The 15,924-nt window shown below is 62.3% G+C and carries 15 protein-coding genes and 1 tRNA gene; 9 read left to right on the forward strand and 7 right to left on the reverse strand.

The window, feature by feature from the left end:
* Window positions 1-3: 3 nt before the first annotated feature.
* The 4 genes from ATN38_RS21460 to ATN38_RS21475 are packed head-to-tail and all read left to right on the forward strand — an operon-like array spanning window position 4 to window position 3,912.
* Window positions 4-1,164 (forward strand): isobutyryl-CoA dehydrogenase, encoded by a 1,161-nt coding sequence (locus tag ATN38_RS21460; RefSeq protein WP_064075262.1) that lies wholly within the window; start codon window positions 4-6, stop codon window positions 1,162-1,164.
* Window positions 1,161-2,219: an enoyl-CoA hydratase/isomerase family protein gene (locus tag ATN38_RS21465; RefSeq protein WP_054827466.1), complete on the forward strand. Its 1,059-nt coding sequence runs from the start codon at window positions 1,161-1,163 to the stop codon at window positions 2,217-2,219. Before ATN38_RS21460 ends, ATN38_RS21465 begins: the two co-directional genes overlap by 4 nt.
* A gap of 23 nt (window positions 2,220-2,242) precedes the next feature.
* A complete protein-coding gene (mmsB, locus tag ATN38_RS21470) occupies window positions 2,243-3,136 on the forward strand; it encodes a 3-hydroxyisobutyrate dehydrogenase (protein WP_003941308.1) in 894 nt (297 codons plus the stop codon).
* On the forward strand, window positions 3,136-3,912 hold the full coding sequence (locus ATN38_RS21475) for an enoyl-CoA hydratase (protein ID WP_003941374.1): 777 nt from the start codon (window positions 3,136-3,138) through the stop codon (window positions 3,910-3,912). Before mmsB ends, ATN38_RS21475 begins: the two co-directional genes overlap by 1 nt.
* A 93-nt stretch (window positions 3,913-4,005) precedes the next feature.
* Here ATN38_RS21475 and ATN38_RS21480 read toward each other — a convergent pair whose 3' ends face one another.
* Window positions 4,006-4,539, reverse strand: coding sequence for a MarR family winged helix-turn-helix transcriptional regulator (locus tag ATN38_RS21480; RefSeq protein WP_020970065.1), 534 nt, complete (start codon window positions 4,537-4,539; stop codon window positions 4,006-4,008).
* 85 nt (window positions 4,540-4,624) lie between these two features.
* On the opposite strand from ATN38_RS21480, the gene mraY reads away from it, so the two are divergent.
* Window positions 4,625-5,701, forward strand: a complete 1,077-nt coding sequence (gene mraY / locus ATN38_RS21485) for a phospho-N-acetylmuramoyl-pentapeptide-transferase (RefSeq protein WP_003941316.1) — start codon at window positions 4,625-4,627, stop codon at window positions 5,699-5,701.
* Here the strand turns inward: mraY and ATN38_RS21490 are convergent.
* Entirely contained in the window at window positions 5,698-6,966 is a 1,269-nt protein-coding gene (locus ATN38_RS21490; protein ID WP_100084653.1) for a multidrug effflux MFS transporter, read from the reverse strand. The genes mraY and ATN38_RS21490 overlap by 4 nt on opposite strands.
* Window positions 6,967-7,199: 233 nt before the next feature.
* Here ATN38_RS21490 and ATN38_RS21495 point away from each other — a divergent pair.
* Window positions 7,200-7,270 (forward strand) — tRNA-Cys (locus ATN38_RS21495).
* Window positions 7,271-7,429: 159 nt separating this feature from the next.
* Complete coding sequence (gene dcm / locus ATN38_RS21500) at window positions 7,430-8,725, forward strand: DNA (cytosine-5-)-methyltransferase (RefSeq protein WP_218748611.1); 1,296 nt, start codon at window positions 7,430-7,432, stop codon at window positions 8,723-8,725.
* Between the two features lie 82 nt (window positions 8,726-8,807).
* Here the strand turns inward: dcm and ATN38_RS32925 are convergent, their stop codons facing one another.
* Together ATN38_RS32925 and ATN38_RS21505 are read right to left on the reverse strand one after the other, a co-directional pair.
* Window positions 8,808-8,933: a hypothetical protein gene (locus tag ATN38_RS32925; protein ID WP_255246884.1), complete on the reverse strand. Its 126-nt coding sequence runs from the start codon at window positions 8,931-8,933 to the stop codon at window positions 8,808-8,810.
* A 394-nt stretch (window positions 8,934-9,327) separates the two neighbouring features.
* Complete coding sequence (locus tag ATN38_RS21505) at window positions 9,328-9,975, reverse strand: TetR/AcrR family transcriptional regulator (protein ID WP_042923173.1); 648 nt, start codon at window positions 9,973-9,975, stop codon at window positions 9,328-9,330.
* A 97-nt stretch (window positions 9,976-10,072) separates the two neighbouring features.
* Between ATN38_RS21505 and ATN38_RS21510 the strand changes: the two genes are divergently transcribed.
* Window positions 10,073-11,863, forward strand: coding sequence for an amidohydrolase family protein (locus tag ATN38_RS21510; RefSeq protein WP_218748613.1), 1,791 nt, complete (start codon window positions 10,073-10,075; stop codon window positions 11,861-11,863).
* The gene (locus ATN38_RS21515; protein ID WP_218748615.1) at window positions 11,860-12,705 is read left to right on the forward strand and encodes an alpha/beta fold hydrolase; all 846 of its coding nucleotides are present in this window, start codon (window positions 11,860-11,862) and stop codon (window positions 12,703-12,705) included. Before ATN38_RS21510 ends, ATN38_RS21515 begins: the two co-directional genes overlap by 4 nt.
* 73 nt (window positions 12,706-12,778) lie before the next feature.
* Here the strand turns inward: ATN38_RS21515 and ATN38_RS21520 are convergent, their stop codons facing one another.
* From ATN38_RS21520 to ATN38_RS21530, 3 genes are read right to left on the reverse strand one after another with little or no spacing between them, the layout of a single operon-like run.
* Window positions 12,779-13,918, reverse strand: a complete 1,140-nt coding sequence (locus ATN38_RS21520) for a sulfotransferase (RefSeq protein ID WP_003941406.1) — start codon at window positions 13,916-13,918, stop codon at window positions 12,779-12,781.
* A 7-nt stretch (window positions 13,919-13,925) separates the two neighbouring features.
* Entirely contained in the window at window positions 13,926-14,708 is a 783-nt protein-coding gene (locus tag ATN38_RS21525; RefSeq protein ID WP_007726165.1) for an SDR family oxidoreductase, read from the reverse strand.
* A 2-nt stretch (window positions 14,709-14,710) separates the two neighbouring features.
* Window positions 14,711-15,877: a hypothetical protein gene (locus ATN38_RS21530; protein WP_030537322.1), complete on the reverse strand. Its 1,167-nt coding sequence runs from the start codon at window positions 15,875-15,877 to the stop codon at window positions 14,711-14,713.
* Window positions 15,878-15,924: the final 47 nt, after the last annotated feature.

Raw genomic sequence — 15,924 nt, forward strand, 5'->3', positions numbered from 1 at the left:
TCCATGTTTACTCTGACCGATGACGAGCGGGCGATTCGTGACACTGCCCGCGACTTCGCGGCCGAGCATCTGGCGCCCAACGCAGTGGAGTGGGATCAGACCAAGCATTTCCCGGTGGACGTCCTCCGTAAGGCGGCGTCCCTGGGAATGGGCGGTATCTACATTCGTGAAGACGTGGGTGGCAGTGAGCTGAGTCGCGTCGACGCTGCCCGGATCTTCGAAGAGCTGGCCAAGGGCGATCCGTCGATCGCCGCGTACATCTCCATCCACAACATGGTCACGTGGATGATCGACCAGTTCGGCAACGACGAACAGCGCCACAAGTGGGTTCCCGGACTCTGCTCGATGGATCAACTGGGCAGCTACTGCCTCACCGAACCCGGCGCTGGCTCCGATGCTGCGGGCTTGAGCACCAAGGCCGTTCGTGACGGCGACGACTACATCCTCAACGGCGTCAAGCAGTTCATTTCCGGCGCAGGCACTTCCGACGTGTACGTCGTGATGGCACGCACCGGATCTGCCGGTGCCAAGGGGATCTCGGCGTTCATCGTGCCCAAGGATTCGCCCGGACTGTCCTTCGGTGCCAACGAGATCAAGATGGGCTGGAACGCGCAGCCCACTCGCCAGGTGATCTTCGAAGACGTGCGAGTTCCTGCCGCCAACATGCTCGGTGAAGAGGGCAGCGGATTCCGCATCGCCATGAAAGGTCTTAACGGCGGCCGGCTGAACATCGCCGCCTGTTCGGTTGGTGGGGCCCAGGCAGCGCTGGAGAAGGCAGTCGCATATCTGGTGGACCGCAAGGCTTTCGGTTCGGCACTGATCGAGTCGCAGGCCCTGCAGTTCCAGCTCGCCGACATGCGTACCGAACTCGAAGCGGCCAGGACGTTGCTGTGGCGCGCCGCTGCCGCACTCGAAGACGGAGCGTCCGACGTCGTGGAGTTGTGTGCGATGGCCAAGCGCTTTGCCACCGACACCGGATTCGACGTAGCCAACAAGGCCCTCCAGCTTCACGGCGGGTACGGCTATCTTGCTGAGTACGGGATCGAGAAGATCGTCCGCGATCTTCGGGTTCATCAGATCCTCGAAGGCAGCAACGAGATCATGAGGGTGGTCATCGCGCGCAGCGTGGTCGCATCAGGTCAGGGAAAGCAGGGAGCAGCATGAGCGACGAGCTCGAGGTATTGATCGAAAAGCGTGACGGACTGGGGCTCATCACTCTCAACCGTCCCAAGGCGATCAACGCCCTCAACCACTCGATGGTCAAGGCGATGGCCAAGGCCCTCGAGGAATGGAAGTCCGACGACGACGTCAATGCAGTCGTACTCACGGGCGCCGGCGAGCGTGGTCTGTGCGCCGGCGGCGACATCGTCTCGATCTACCATGACGCCAAGGACGGCAAGACCGGTTCGCTCGACTTCTGGCGTGAGGAGTACATCCTCAACTCCGAGATCGCGAACTACCCGAAGCCGTACGTCGCGATCATGGACGGGATCGTCATGGGCGGTGGCGTCGGAGTGTCCGCACACGGCGACATTCGCATCGTGACCGAGCGCTCGATGATCGGAATGCCCGAGACCGGAATCGGTTTCATTCCAGACGTGGGCGGAACTTACCTGCTCTCGCGTGCTCCCGGTGAACTCGGGACGCACATCGCGCTCACCACGGCGCGACTGAGCGCCGGCGATGCCATCGCAGCAGGTTTCGCTGACCACTTCATCCCGTCGGAGAACATCGAGACGTTCATCGCCGCACTCGCGTCGTCTTCGGTTGCCGACGCCGTGGCGCAGTACGCGGAGCCGGCTCCGGTGTCGGAACTGTTGGCCCAGCAGAGCTGGATCGACGCCGCGTACTCCGCCGACGACGTATCCACCATCGTCGAGCGTCTTCGCGCAAGTGGAATCCCCGAAGCGGAGAAGGCAGCGGAGCAGATTCTCGGCAAGTCCCCGATTGCACTGTCGGTGACCCTGCGATCCCTGCGGCATGCCAAGGAAGCAGCAAGCTTGGAAGAAGTCCTCAACGAGGAGTTCCGGGTCTCGACCGCTGCGCTCGCCTCACACGATCTGGTCGAGGGCATTCGCGCCCAGGTCGTGGAGAAGGACCGAAACCCGAAGTGGTTGCCGGCAACTCTCGACGACGTCACGGCAGAATCCGTCGACGCCTACTTCGCCCCGCTGGGCGACAACGAGCTCGGACTCGCCCCTCAACCGCAAGGCAACTGATCACCGCCGAAGGAGCATCACTAATGAGCACCATTGGATTTATCGGACTCGGTCACATGGGTGGCCCGATGGCGGCCAATCTCGTCAAGGCCGGACACAAGGTCGTCGGTTTCGACCTGGCACCTGCGGCGCTGGAGCAGGCAGTCAAAGACGGTGCATCGGTGGCGGATTCGGCGGTCGACGCCGTTCGCGGTGCCGACGTCGTGATCACGATGCTGCCGAGCGGTAAGCACGTTCTGGGTCTGTACGAAGAGCTGCTGCCGGTGGCAACACCGGGCACGCTGTTCATCGACTGTTCCACCATCGACGTCGCCGACGCCCGCGAGGCACACGACAAGGCCGAAGCGGCCGGTCACCGCAGCGTCGACGCACCGGTCTCCGGTGGAGTCGTCGGGGCTACCGCAGGCACGCTGGCATTCATGGTCGGCGGTTCCGAGGCTGACTTCCAAGCCGCGTCACCGTTGCTGGACGTGATGGGCCGCAAGGTCGTTCACTGCGGCGACGCCGGTGTCGGCCAGGCAGCCAAGATCTGCAACAACATGATCCTCGGCATTTCGATGATCGCGATCAGCGAGGCGTTCGTGTTGGGCGAAAAGCTCGGCCTGAGCAACCAGGCGCTCTTCGACGTGGCGTCCAACGCCTCGGGACAGTGCTGGGCACTGACCACCAACTGCCCGGTTCCGGGACCTGTGCCCACCAGCCCGGCCAACAACGACTACCAGCCCGGCTTTGCTGTTGCACTGATGGACAAGGACCTGGGTCTGGCAGCAAATGCGCTGCGCAACAACGGCGTCGATGCGGAGATCGGACTCAAGGCCGCGGAACTCTACAGTCGCTTCCATGCCGCGGGCGGTGGCGGTCAGGACTTCTCTGCCATCATCAACGACATCCGTGACCGTTCGACCGAAGGACAGTAGTGACCGACTTCAACACCATCATCCTCGAGCGTAAGGGTCGCGTCGGCGTCATCACGCTCAACCGCCCGAAGGCTCTCAACGCGCTGAACTCCGAGCTGATGAACGAGGTCGTCGCCGCGGTTGCCGACCTCGAAGCGGACAACGGCATCGGAGCCATCCTGATCACCGGTTCCGAGCGCGCCTTCGCCGCCGGTGCCGACATCAAGGAAATGCAGTCCAAGACGTACATGGACGCATACGTCGAGGATTTCTTCACCCCGTGGGATCGCGTCGCAGCAGCTCGTAAGCCGCTGATCGCCGCCGTCTCCGGATACGCGCTCGGTGGTGGCTGCGAGCTTGCGATGCTCTGCGATTTCATCATCGCTTCGGATACCGCGAAGTTCGGCCAGCCCGAGATCAAGCTCGGTGTCATTCCGGGTATCGGTGGCTCGCAGCGCCTTACGCGCGCCGTGGGCAAGGCCAAGGCCATGGAGCTGTGCCTCACCGGCCGCAACATGGACGCAGAAGAAGCCGAACGTGCAGGACTGGTTGCCCGGATCGTTCCGGCCGCCGATCTGCTCGACGATGCCTTGAAGACCGCAACCACCATCGCCGAGATGTCGCTGCCGATTGCGATGATGGCCAAGGAAGCAGTCAACCGCTCCTTCGAGACCACCCTCGCCGAGGGCGTCCGCTTCGAGCGTCGGGTGTTCCACTCGACCTTCGCGACGGAGGATCAGAAGGAAGGCATGACCGCGTTCGTGGAGAAGCGGTCGGCAGAATTCAAGCATCGCTGAATTTCAACAGCGCCGAATTTCAACAGCGCTGAAACTGCCCTCACACTCGTCGAGAGTGTGAGGGCAGTTTCTTTGTGTGTACGGGTGGTCGGTTCACCACTTGGTCGGTGCGCCGCCGGTGTCGAAGTCACCCGCAGTCTTGCGAAGTTCAGTGAGGATCGTCACCAATTGCTCGAGCTTGTCCTGCTGGAGTCCGGGGTGAGCGAACACCTTGCTGTTGAGCATTTCGGTCGCTTCGAGGGCCAGTGCGCGACCGGCGTCCGAGATCTCGATGAGCGTTGCACGGCGATCGCTGGGATGCGGGACCCGCCTGACCAACTCCGCTTTCTCCAAACGGTCGACGGCATTGGTGACGCTGGTGGGGTGAACCTGGAGTCGGGCACTTGCCTTGGCCATCGGGAGTGCGCCCGACCTGGTGAAGGTGAGAAGCGTCAGCAGTTCGTAGCGGGCGAAGGTCAGCCCGAGAGGCTTGAGTACCTCTTCGACCCGCGCCATCATGATCTGCTGCGCACGCATCACCGACGTGACCGCAGCCATACCGTCGGCGACATCGCTCCAACCGTGCTTCGTCCACTGACGATGCGCCTCTTCGATGGGGTCGAGGGGGAGCGGCGCGGGGGGAGACATAAGTTCGATCATCCCATGCTGGCAAGCGGTCGGGTGCCTTGTCTGATTGTGTGTCGCAGCCGCTTACGTCTGTAGAGTCCCACGGGTGATTTCAATCCTCGTAGCGGGTGGCGTCTCGTTGTTCGTCGCGCTCTTCCTGACTCCGTTTCTCATTCGTGTGCTTTCGCGGCAGGGGCTCGGGCACGAGATTCGGATCGAGGGTCCGCAGAGTCATCAGGGCAAGCGCGGCACCCCGTCGATGGGCGGGATCGCGATCATCGCCGGCATGTGGGCGGGCTACCTGGCGGCACACATCATCGGATTCGGCTCGCGGCTACCGCGGCTGTCTGCATCCGGTTGGCTGGTTCTCGCGCTGGCGACGTCACTGGGAATCGTCGGCTTTCTCGACGACTTCATCAAGATTCGCAAGAAGCGCAATCTCGGGCTGAACAAGACGGCAAAGACTGTCGGTCAGCTGGCGAGTGCCATCATCTTCGGCATTTTGTTCCTGCAGTTCTCCAACAACAACGGAGTCACTCCCGGAAGCCAGTACCTGTCCCATGTGCGAGATATCTCGGTGTTCTCCATGGGTGCCATCGGCTTTGTGGTCTTCTTCTGCATTCTGGTGTTCGCCTGGTCCAACGCCGTCAATTTCACCGACGGTCTCGACGGTCTCGCAGCCGGCTCGATGGGCATGATCCTGGGGACCTACGTCGTCATCGCCGGCTGGCAGTACCGGAACTCGTGTGTCCTCGAGCCCGCCGCCGGATGCTACGACGTTCGTGACCCTCTCGATCTAGCGATCGTCGCTGCCGCCGCAGGCGGGGCGTGCCTCGGCTTCCTCTGGTGGAATGCCGCCCCGGCTCAGATCTTCATGGGCGACACCGGCTCCTTGGCGCTCGGCGGCCTGGTTGTCGGCCTGTCCGTCACGACGCACACCGAGCTGTTGATGGTCATCATCGGCGCCCTGTTCGTCGCTGAGATCCTGTCGGTGATCATCCAGGTTCTGGTCTTCCGATCGTCCGGCCGACGCGTATTCAAGATGGCCCCGATCCATCATCACTTCGAGTTACTCGGTTGGCCGGAAACCGTCGTGATCGCAAGATTCTGGATCTTCGTCGCGATCTCGTGCGTCCTGGGGCTTGCCACCTTCTACAGCGAGTGGTTCTCCGCTGCCGGTTAGACCGATTCACTCTTTCGGGTCGTAGCCAGAAGAGCGATCAGACCGAGCGACACACACGCCGTCATCGTGACGGCCAGGGCTGTGCTCGTGTTTCCCAGTAGACCGACGGCCGGCGCGATGGCCGCACCGACGCCGAACTGGAATGCACCGAGCATTGCCGCGGCAGTACCGGCCGCTTCGCCGTGACGAGCGAGGGCCAGTGCCGGGGCGTTGGGCAGAACGAACCCGATGGCGCCGGCCATGACCCACAGTGCGATCACGAATCCGGCGAGTCCGCCGAGTTCCAGGACCGCGACAGCGATGACTACAGCGCCGGAGACAACCGCAGCCACGAGGGCCCACTTGGTGATCTGCTGAGGAGTCCAGCGATCGAGCAGTCGGACGTTGACCTGCGAAGCGCCGATCAACGCAATCGCGCCCGCACTGAAGAGCAGTGCGAACTCCTGCTGGTTGAGGCCGTACTGATCCTGATAGACAAACGACGCGCCCGAGACATACGCGAACAACGACGCCATGCCGACGCTGGAGACGAGCGTGAGGACCATGAACGTGCGGTCGCCGAGCAGCGAACCGTAGGTACGGAGAACCGACGTCAATCCGCTCGGGCGACGCTTTTCCTTCGGCAATGTTTCGGACAGTCCGAACGCACCGATCATCGCTGTGCCGACGCCGATCAGTGCCAGTACGACGAAGATCCCGCGCCAGTCGAGGGCGACGAGGAGGGCGCCACCGATGCTGGGCGCCAGGATCGGCGCAACGCCGAGCACGAGCATCAGCCGGCTCATCACGACGGCAACGGTGTTACCGCTGTAGAGGTCGCGGACGATCGCCATGGTGACCACTGCCGCGGCCGCAGCGCCCATGCCCTGGAAAACCCGCAGGATGCCGAGGACCGCGATGCTCGGTGCGAAGACAGCCAGCAGCGACGCCAGGATGTGCACGCCGATTCCCGCAAGGAGCGGCTTCTTGCGGCCGAGAGTGTCCGAGAGCGGCCCGACCAACAGCTGTCCGAGTGCGAGGCCGATGAGAGTTCCGGTGATCGTCAGCTGAACCGTTGACGACGAGACTCCGAGATCGGCGCCGATATCCGGCAGCGCGGGCAGGTACATGTCGATGGTGAAGGGCCCGAGCGCGGTCATGGAACCGAGGGCAAGAATCTTCCCGACGCTCGGCTTGCGGTCGACACTGCTCGTATCCAGCGGGGCCGTCTCCAAGAGCGGAGCTGCCTTCACAGGCGGGGCGATGGCGGTGTTCTCGGCACTCATGAAACCTTCTGGGTTGTCTTGGTCTGGCGAACTGCTCGGTCGTTCGGTCGAAAGTCGGGCCGCAATCGAATGACCTGCGCCCACCGTGGGAGTCAGCATCGAGACTGACCGATTTGTTCCCGAAGGGCTCACGGTTTTCCCAGAGACTGGAACAGTTGGTGGGATTGCACTCGAATCATGCTGAGCGGAACTGTGGTTCGGCGCCGCGACTCGGGGCAGAGTTACTCACTGACGCGGGTGTGGCTGAGTGGCTAGGCACCGGCCTGCAAAGCCGTTCACACGGGTTCGAGTCCCGTCATCCGCTCGTGTCGGAGACCGGCAGGCATACCGCCTGCCGGTCTCTCTTGTGTGGTCCCGGTTCACGGGGTCGGCTGCGATAGTCTGGGCTGCCGGAGCGAGCGGACCACATGAGTGAGGCACTGAATTGATTTCGGGACAGGACCTGCGATCGCGGCGCTTGCACGTGGGGATCAGTCAGTTCCAGTTCGCCCGCCAGGCGGGAGTCTCGTCAGCAGTCGTCTCCGCGTGGGAACTCGACAAGGCATATCCGAAGCCACCGGTTGAGCGAGCAGTCCTCACGGCCCTCTCCGCGTTGGAAGCGGCCAAGCGTGAGGGCACGTACGCGGCCCCCCGGAAGCGATCGAGCGGTAGTACCCGTGCGCGTCGAGCGACACCGGTCAACGACCCCGCCTCGGTGGCCAGGCGTGCGGTCGCGGGGGCAGGAAACGGTGGCCCCACCGTATTGACGGCGTTCTCCGGTTGTGGCGGTATGGCCGAAGGCTTTCGGATGGCGGGGTTTTCGGTGGAGGGATACATCGAAGTCGTGCCGGAGGCGCGCGCGACCTTCGATCGGAACTTCCCCGGCGCGAAGTGCCTCGGTGAGGACATCCGGGCGATCGACGAAGCCCGTGTGAAAGATCTTCTGGCACAGGTGAATATCGATGTGTTGGCCGGGGGGCCGCCGTGTCAGGGTTTCAGTCTCGCCGGCCGGCGAGACCGCGACGATCCGCGTAACCATCTCTTCCGGAACCTACTCGAGCTCGCCGATCTGGTGAGGCCGAAGGTCGTGGTGATGGAAAATGTTCGGCTGCTGCTCAGCATGAAAGACCCGGACGGTGGGATGGTCGTCGACCGGATTCTCGGCGAGATGGCTGCATGCGGTTATGACGCCTCGGTCAACACGGTGAATGCGCAGGATTACGGAGTGCCGCAGTTCCGGGAACGAGTGTTCATCGTGGCGACCCGCCGCGACAGTGGTATCGGGCCGTTGCGTTTCCCGCCGAAGACTCACGGCGTGAATGATGTTGCGCCGCTGAGGACTTTCCGCGATGCCACCGTCGATCTGGCCCCGCTGGAATCCGGGCAGGCCTGCGAGACGGACCCGCTGCACTGGGCCGTCGAACATCCCGAGCACGTCTTGCGGTGGCTGCGCGATGTGCCGGAGGGAATGTCGGCTCACGACAACGAAGATCCGGCCATGCGACCGTCGTCCGGATACAACACGACGTACAAGCGATTGCGGTGGGACGAGCCGGCGTCCACGGTCGGAACCACTTTCGGGATGATCTCGGCTTCACGCAACGTGCATCCGAAACACACGCGATCGTTGACCGTTCGAGAAGCTGCTCGCCTCCAGACCTTTCCCGACGACTACGTCTTCGAGGGCAAGTGGGGAGCGGTGCGCACGATGATCGGCAATGCGGTGCCGCCGCAACTGGCCTCGGCGCTGGCAGGAGAGATCAAGAAGGCGCTCGGCTGAGGTACGGCACCGACGGAAAATGGGGCCGACATTGTCGGCCCCATTTCGAGTTACGCCCTGGCAGGGGTGTGGTGCAAGCGATTCAGCTGAGGTTGAGCTTGGCGATCAACGGCTGGACGACCTTGATGATGTCGATGACGGCGCTGAGGGTGTTGATGGAACCCATGTTTCGGTCCTCCGTGTCGTATGTACAGGTTTGTATGTACAAGGTTGTGTCTGCGTGGTGTTTCTGTACGACCTTGTGTCGCAGACACAAGTTAGCAAACTGGACGCTTGTTTGGGTCGAAATGACCTCTTTGCGCTGAAGTTGCTGAAAAGTTCACGGATTGTTCAGGAACGTAAACAAAAAACAGGCCGGACTCCCCGAAGTCCGGCCTGTCGATGACGCTTTGCGATCAGCTGAATGCCGAAAGTGCGCTGATGAGGCCGATGCCCGCAACTGCGACCTTGAGGACACTCAAGACGTCTTCGAGCTTGACACCCTCGGGCAATACGTTTTCGACAGACTCCATGTTGGATCCTTCATGTGTTGGGGTCGTGGTCCAGTGCCACTGCAAGCAAGATACCCAATCGTGACCACCTGTGAAACCCCGGCACGAAGATCACAGTTGTGTTGCGCCGGACTCACTGGCCGTCGCTACAACGGTGGCTGCCACTATTTGCTCCACGCTGATGCCCGCTGCCGGTAGACAGTGGTAGAAGATTCGTTCGCAGAGGTCGACCATTTCGCCTCGCTCGAGCGTCGGCTCGTCGATCCAGTTGACGACGATTTCCTCCATGAATGCCTGCCACCCGGCGATTGTCGCCTCCACGGTCGCGTTCGATTCGATGCCTAGATTCGTCAGCGCAGCGACGATCCACGTGGTGAAAGTGCGGCGCATGCCTCGGTAGATCGTGCGCATTCGAACGTCGCCACTGCCGGCCATACGCATCACGGCGAGGTAAATGGTGGGGTGCTCGATAACGGCGTCGACGAATGTCTCGATACCTGAGCGCAGCTGGGACGTGATGGGTAGCTCGGGATCCGGTCGCATTCGATCTTCGAGATCGGCCGAGGCGGCCTCGAGGATGGCGTTCTGGAAACCCTTCTTGTTCTTGAAGTAGTGGAACAGCAGTGGCGGCGAGACACCGGCCTCGGCTGCGACGCGATCCATCGACAGTTGGTCGAAAGGCTCGGTCCGCAACATGTGTACTGCCACCTCGAGGATTTGCCTCTGACGGTCTTCGGGGGAGCGGGGGACTGCAGCCATTCCGTCATCTTATGTATTGGTTCGAAAGGTTCATTGACTTTTACTCAACGCTGTCTATAACGTGAGGTAACACATACGTGAGGCGAGGAGTCCGACAGTGTCTGCTTTCGACATCGTGGTCAACGACGGGTTGTGGTTCGACGGGACGGGGGCTCCAGGTCTGCGTCGAAATCTCGGAATTCGAGACGGAGTGGTCGCGGAGGTGTCCACGACGAGCCTGGAGATCGGGCCGGACACCGAGGTGATCGACGCGGCCGGCAAGTGGGTTCTCCCGGGTTTTGTCGACGTCCACACGCACTACGACGCCGAAGCCTTGGTCAGTCCAGGGCTTCCGGAATCGGTTCGCCACGGCGTCACGACGGTCGTGCTCGGCAATTGCTCGCTGTCGACGGTGTATTCGACGCCGCGCGAGATCGCGGATCTGTTCAGCCGGGTCGAAGCAGTTCCCCACGACGCGGTGCTGCGCATCCTCGAAGCGAACAAGACCTGGACCGGTCCCGCGGCGTACACCGCCGCCCTCGAAGCCCTTCCCCTCGGACCCAATGTCGCGGCCTTCATCGGTCATTCCGACATCCGCACGCACGTACTCGGACTGGGGCGCGGCACCGACAAGAAGGTCAAGCCGACTCGCTCGGAACTCGGCCGGATGGGCTCGATGCTCGAGGACGCCATCGACGCTGGGATGCTGGGCCTGTCGTCGATGACCAATGCCCTCGACAAGATCGACGGCGACGAATATCGTTCTCGCTCTTTGCCGTCGACGTATGCACGGTGGAAAGAGTTCCGATTCCTCAATCGCATCCTTCGTGATCGCGGAAAGATCTTGCAGAGCGCTCCGACCATCAACCTGCATCCGAACGTCGCGGCGTTCTTCGCCGAAAGCTCGGCGATCGGACGCAAGAAGCCGCTCAAGACGTCGCTGCTCTCCGGTGCGGATTCGAAGGCCTACCCGGTGATCGTGTACTTCATGCTCGCTGCGGCCCCACTGCTCAATCGCTTCGCGAAGACCGATTTCAAGTGGCAGCACCTTCCGGTTCCCTTCACCGTCTACGCGGATGGAATCGACCTGGTCGTGTTCGAGGAGTTCGGTGCCGGCGCCGCCGCTTTGCACCTCAAGGACCAGGTGGAGCGCAACGAACTGCTCCAGGACGAGTCGTACCGTCGCGCATTCCGTAAGGACTACGACAACAAGTTCTCACCCCGCATCTGGCACCGCAATTTCTACGACGCCGTCATCGTGGGATGCCCGGACGAGACGTTGATCGGCAAGAACTTCGGTCAGGTCGGTGACATTCGCGGAGTGCACCCGGTTGATGCGTACCTCGATCTGGTGGTGAAGTACGGGCGAGATCTTCGCTGGCGCACCACCATTGCCAATCACCGGCCCAAGTTCGCGAAGAAGCTCGCCGCGAGTTCCGGTGTGCAGATGGGCTTCGGTGATGCCGGCGCACATCTGCGCAACATGGCGTTCTACAACTATCCCGTGCGACTCCTCAAGCGCGTCAAGGACGCTCAGAGTGACCGCAAGCCGTTCCTGACCACCGAGCGCGCAATCCATCGACTGACCGGCGAACTGGCGGATTGGTACGGCATCGACGCCGGACATTTGCGCCAGGGTGACCGCGCGGACTTCGTTGTCATCGATCCAGCCGGCCTCGACGAGTCGGTCGACGGGTTGTTCGAGGCAACCGTTCCCGAGTACGGCGGGATCAGTCGAATGGTCAACCGCAGCGACGACGCAGCCGTCGCGACAGTGATCAACGGCCGACTCGTCTACCGCGACGGCGAATTCGCCCCCGGATTCGGCATCGAAAAGACAGGCCAGTTCCTGCGCGCCGGTGAAAAGGCTCCGATTACGCGGGCCGCGAAGACTAGCGTGGCGCTATGATTACACCGGCGGATCGCCTCACCTCGTACTCCCGGTCCGGGCTGACCTTCGACGTACGCGACGAAGGACCCGCCGACGGTCCGGTCGTGGTTCTCCTGCACGGATTTCCGCAGGATTCGAGCTCATGGGATCAGCTCGCACCGCTACTGCACGACCGCGGCTTCCGGACCGTCGCACCGGATCAGCGAGGGTACTCACCCGGCGCGCGGCCGAAAGCGCGCTGGGCGTACCGCGGGTCCGAACTCGCCGCTGACACTGTCGCACTGATCGACGCACTCGGGGTGGGCAAAGTGCACCTGGTCGGCCACGACTGGGGTGCCGCAGTCGCATGGCAGGTGGCCGCCGAACGGCCGGACTTGCTCGATACCGTGACCGCGGTGTCGGTTCCGCACCCACTGGCGTTCGTCAAGGCGATGGTGACCAGCACACAGGGACTGAAGTCGTGGTACATGGGGGCGTTCCAATTGCCCTTCGTCCCCGAGAAGATCCTGTCCTCCACGTCGGCAGGTGAAAAGTTCCTGATTTCGAGCGGGCAGACGCCGGAGAACGCGCGGCGCGATCTGAACGCCATGCTGGCTCCCGGACGGCTACGCGGCGGTCTGAACTGGTACCGCGCGATGTGGATGACCAAGCCGAACCCCGCAACTGCCAGGGTCACCGTGCCGACCCTGCACGTCTGGAGCGATGGCGATGCTGCCATCGGGCCCAAGGGTTCTGCGCTCACCCCCGCGTTTGTCGACGGCCCGTACCGGTTCGAGGTTCTCAGCGGCGTGAGCCACTGGATTCCGGACGAAGCGCCGGTCGATTTGGACCGACTGCTGGGTGAGCATCTCAGCAGCTGACCGCGTTTTGATCACTGAAGCCCCGCCGATCGGCGGGGCTTCAGTTGTCAGCAAGGTCGTCGGCCAGCGGTGGTCAGCGAGTTCCGAATCGCTCTTCCACCTGCTCCTTCGTCAGACCGAACTCCTCGAGCGTGTACTTGTGCGAAGGTTTGCGAGCACCCGAGCGGCTTTCCTCGTGCATGGCCTCCATCGACTGCTGCGCGGCAGCTGTCAACGGGATGTCGAAGTGCGTGTAGATGTTCTCGACGGTTCCCAGCGGATCGGTGACGAAGTCCTGATAGTCGACGTCGATGAACTGTGCGGGATTGTGGTGTGCGCGTGCACTGTCGAACTGCTCGAGCCCCCTGGCCCACAATTCGAGCTGACTTTCGCCGATCACCTTGTCGGTGAACGTGTTCGACCAACCCTCTGTAGCCTGGGCGGCCAGGCTGCACACCGACGGAATGATCGTCGTAGGGGAGCGGTGAGTCTGAATGACGAGCGCGTCGGGGTACGCCTCCATCAATTCGTCGAGCGCGAACAGGTGGCTCGGGTTCTTGAGGACCCACCGTCGATCCTGATCGGGCAGACCGATCAGCTGCAGGTTCTTCTTGTGTCGTGCATAGGCGTTCGACCACTCCTGGTCCTTCAGCCATGCGGAGTACGTGGGTAGATTGGCCAGACACTCGTACGACACGGACTTGAACGTCTGACGCAAGAGTTGCCAACATTCTTCGACTTCGCTGGCCGACATGTAGTGCACGCCCATGAATTCGGGATGCTCGACGTGGTGTTGACCGAATGTCTCCTCGATCTTGGCGAATACCGGGTTCGATTCCCACGTATCGCGAGGCGGGCGAGGCTGAGGGAACTCGGTCAGCCACATCTCGAGGCCCTGGTGAGCCGGGTCGACCGTGAGGAGGCGGTGCAGGGCAGTGGTGCCCGTCCGTGGCAATCCGGTGACGAAGATCGGCCGCTCGATCTTGACGTCGGCGTGTTCCGGATGCTCCTTCCACGCCGATTCGCTGAGCAGACGGGCCACCAGGGCGCCGCGAAGGAATACCCGAGAGATCTTGCTGCCGAAGGGCGTCAGATCCTCGTCGCGGTCGTAGGACTCGAGCAGGACCGACAGAGCTTCGGTGTAATCGTCGACGCCGAAGTCCGTCAGTCCGGTCATCCGTGTCGCCGAGGCGTGGAGATCCTCGACGGTGCCGACGTGAGTGCGTTCAGTCATGGTGCTCCTAGTGATGGAATTCGCCGCAGTTGACGTCGATGCATTGGCCGGTGATCGCGCTGGCCATCGGGGACGCCAGGAAGATCGCCGCATCGGATACTTCATCCGTCGTCGGCAGGCGCTTGAGGTCGGTGTTCGACGCAGTGTGCTCGTAGATCTGCTCGACAGTCATGCCGAACTTCTCCGCCTGGTGCGCGAAGTATCCCTTGAGGGTGTCGCCCCAGATATAGCCGGGTGCAATCGAATTGACACGAATTCCCTGCGGGCCGAGTTCGGTGGCCAGGGACTGCGACATGGCGAGCAGGGCCGACTTCGCCATCTTGTAGCTGCCGTAACGCTCTTGCGAATGCCGCAACACCATCGAATTGATGTTCACCACGGAGCCGTCCGACTCGGCAAGTGCCGGCGTGAACAGCTGAGTCAGGCGCAACGCCCCGAGAACGGTCAGTTCGATGCTGTCGCGGATGTGCTGGTAATCGGTGCGAGCCAACGGTTTCATCGACGGAATCGAGAATGCATTGTTGATCAGAGTGTCCACTTTGCCGTAGGCGGCAATGGACTCGGCCACCAGATTCTCGGCGGAAGCCTGGTCGGTGATGTCGGTGGCAACGGTGACGGCGCGCCCACCGGCATCGACTATTTCCTTCGCAACGTCGTCGAGTCGCGATTGCGTACGTGCTGCGAGAACAAGACTCGCGCCGGCCGACGCACATCGAAGGGCCAGAGCGCGGCCGAGTGCCGGGCCGACTCCGGAGATGACTACTACACGGTCTTCGAGCAAGGCGGTCATGATTACCCCAGCATTCGGTTGTCGATGGCGGCCTGGCGCTGGGCAATGCGTGCTGCCCAGTCCTCGGCGGTGATGGCGTTGGTGTCGAAATGCGGCAGGTGCTTCGCAATATCTGCGACGGCGACGATTTCGACGGTGGGACCGTCCTGCGGCGTCAGCTCGCGGGACACGCGCTGCCAACGGAACTGCAGAATGCCGCGCGGATGTCCGACGGTTTCGATCCAGTTGGTGACACCGGGGTTCTTCTCGCTGACGACCATTCGAACCATCCCGTCCGGATCGACCTGTGCCTGGCCGTTGTTGAGGGAGGTCTGATGATTGACGTAGTCCAGTGAGATGTACCAGAGGCTCCCCAGTTGGAAGCCGAGATACGGTGCGTCGGAGGCGGGAACGGTGATGATCATCGCCTGCTCGTCGGTGAGTTCGTAATGTCCCACCGACGAGTACTGCGTTGCCAGCCCGCCCGGTGTCAGGCGTGGTTCGGTCATGGTGTTGACCGCGAGCTTGAGGTAGAACCACTCCGGGAACTGGAGCCACGTCTTGACCCGCGTGACCAGTGCCTTCCCAGCCCGGGCGTAACGCTTCTCGGTCTCTTCGGCGGTGAGAGGTGGCGGCGCGATCCCGATCGAATCGGTGCGCTCGATGCGGATCACGCCGCGCTGCTGACTCCAGTCGCTGTAGACCTCGCGAACAACCAGCTGCGAGGATCCGGGCGCCAGGGTGTAGTAGTTGGCTCGTCCGTCGGCGGGGCCGGGGCCGAACCAAGCGACGAAGTTGCCGTCGTCGTCTATCTCCAGCTCGCGGTCGTCGAAGGCAATTTCGCTTCCGGGAACGTTCGAGTTGGTGTAGTTCCCACTCAACACTTGGAAGCTGAGATCGGCTGTGGTGCCGCGCTTTCCGGTGACCTTGTATTCCTTGTCGTCGTTGATTCGGGCGCCGAAGTACAGAGTGTCGGGGTTGTCGAGGCCCATCTTGGTGAATGGTCCGGTGCCCTGGATGAAACTCGGATGGGTCTTTTCGCCGGCCCAGGCGGCATGCGTCGTCGCGATGATTCCGCCGGCCAGATATTGGTATCCCTCCAGTAGATCCTGTTCGGATCTGATGTGCGGCGCAGTCTCGATCAATTTCTCGGCTTCGGCGATCGCCTCGGCAAACGGGTCCGTCAGCACGCTAGCTCCTCACAGTTCCGACTATGTCGCCGGTCCAGAGCGTCGTG

The sequence above is a fragment of the Rhodococcus sp. FH8 genome, from assembly GCF_019266085.1.
In the GTDB taxonomy this organism is placed as follows: domain Bacteria; phylum Actinomycetota; class Actinomycetes; order Mycobacteriales; family Mycobacteriaceae; genus Rhodococcus_F; species Rhodococcus_F qingshengii.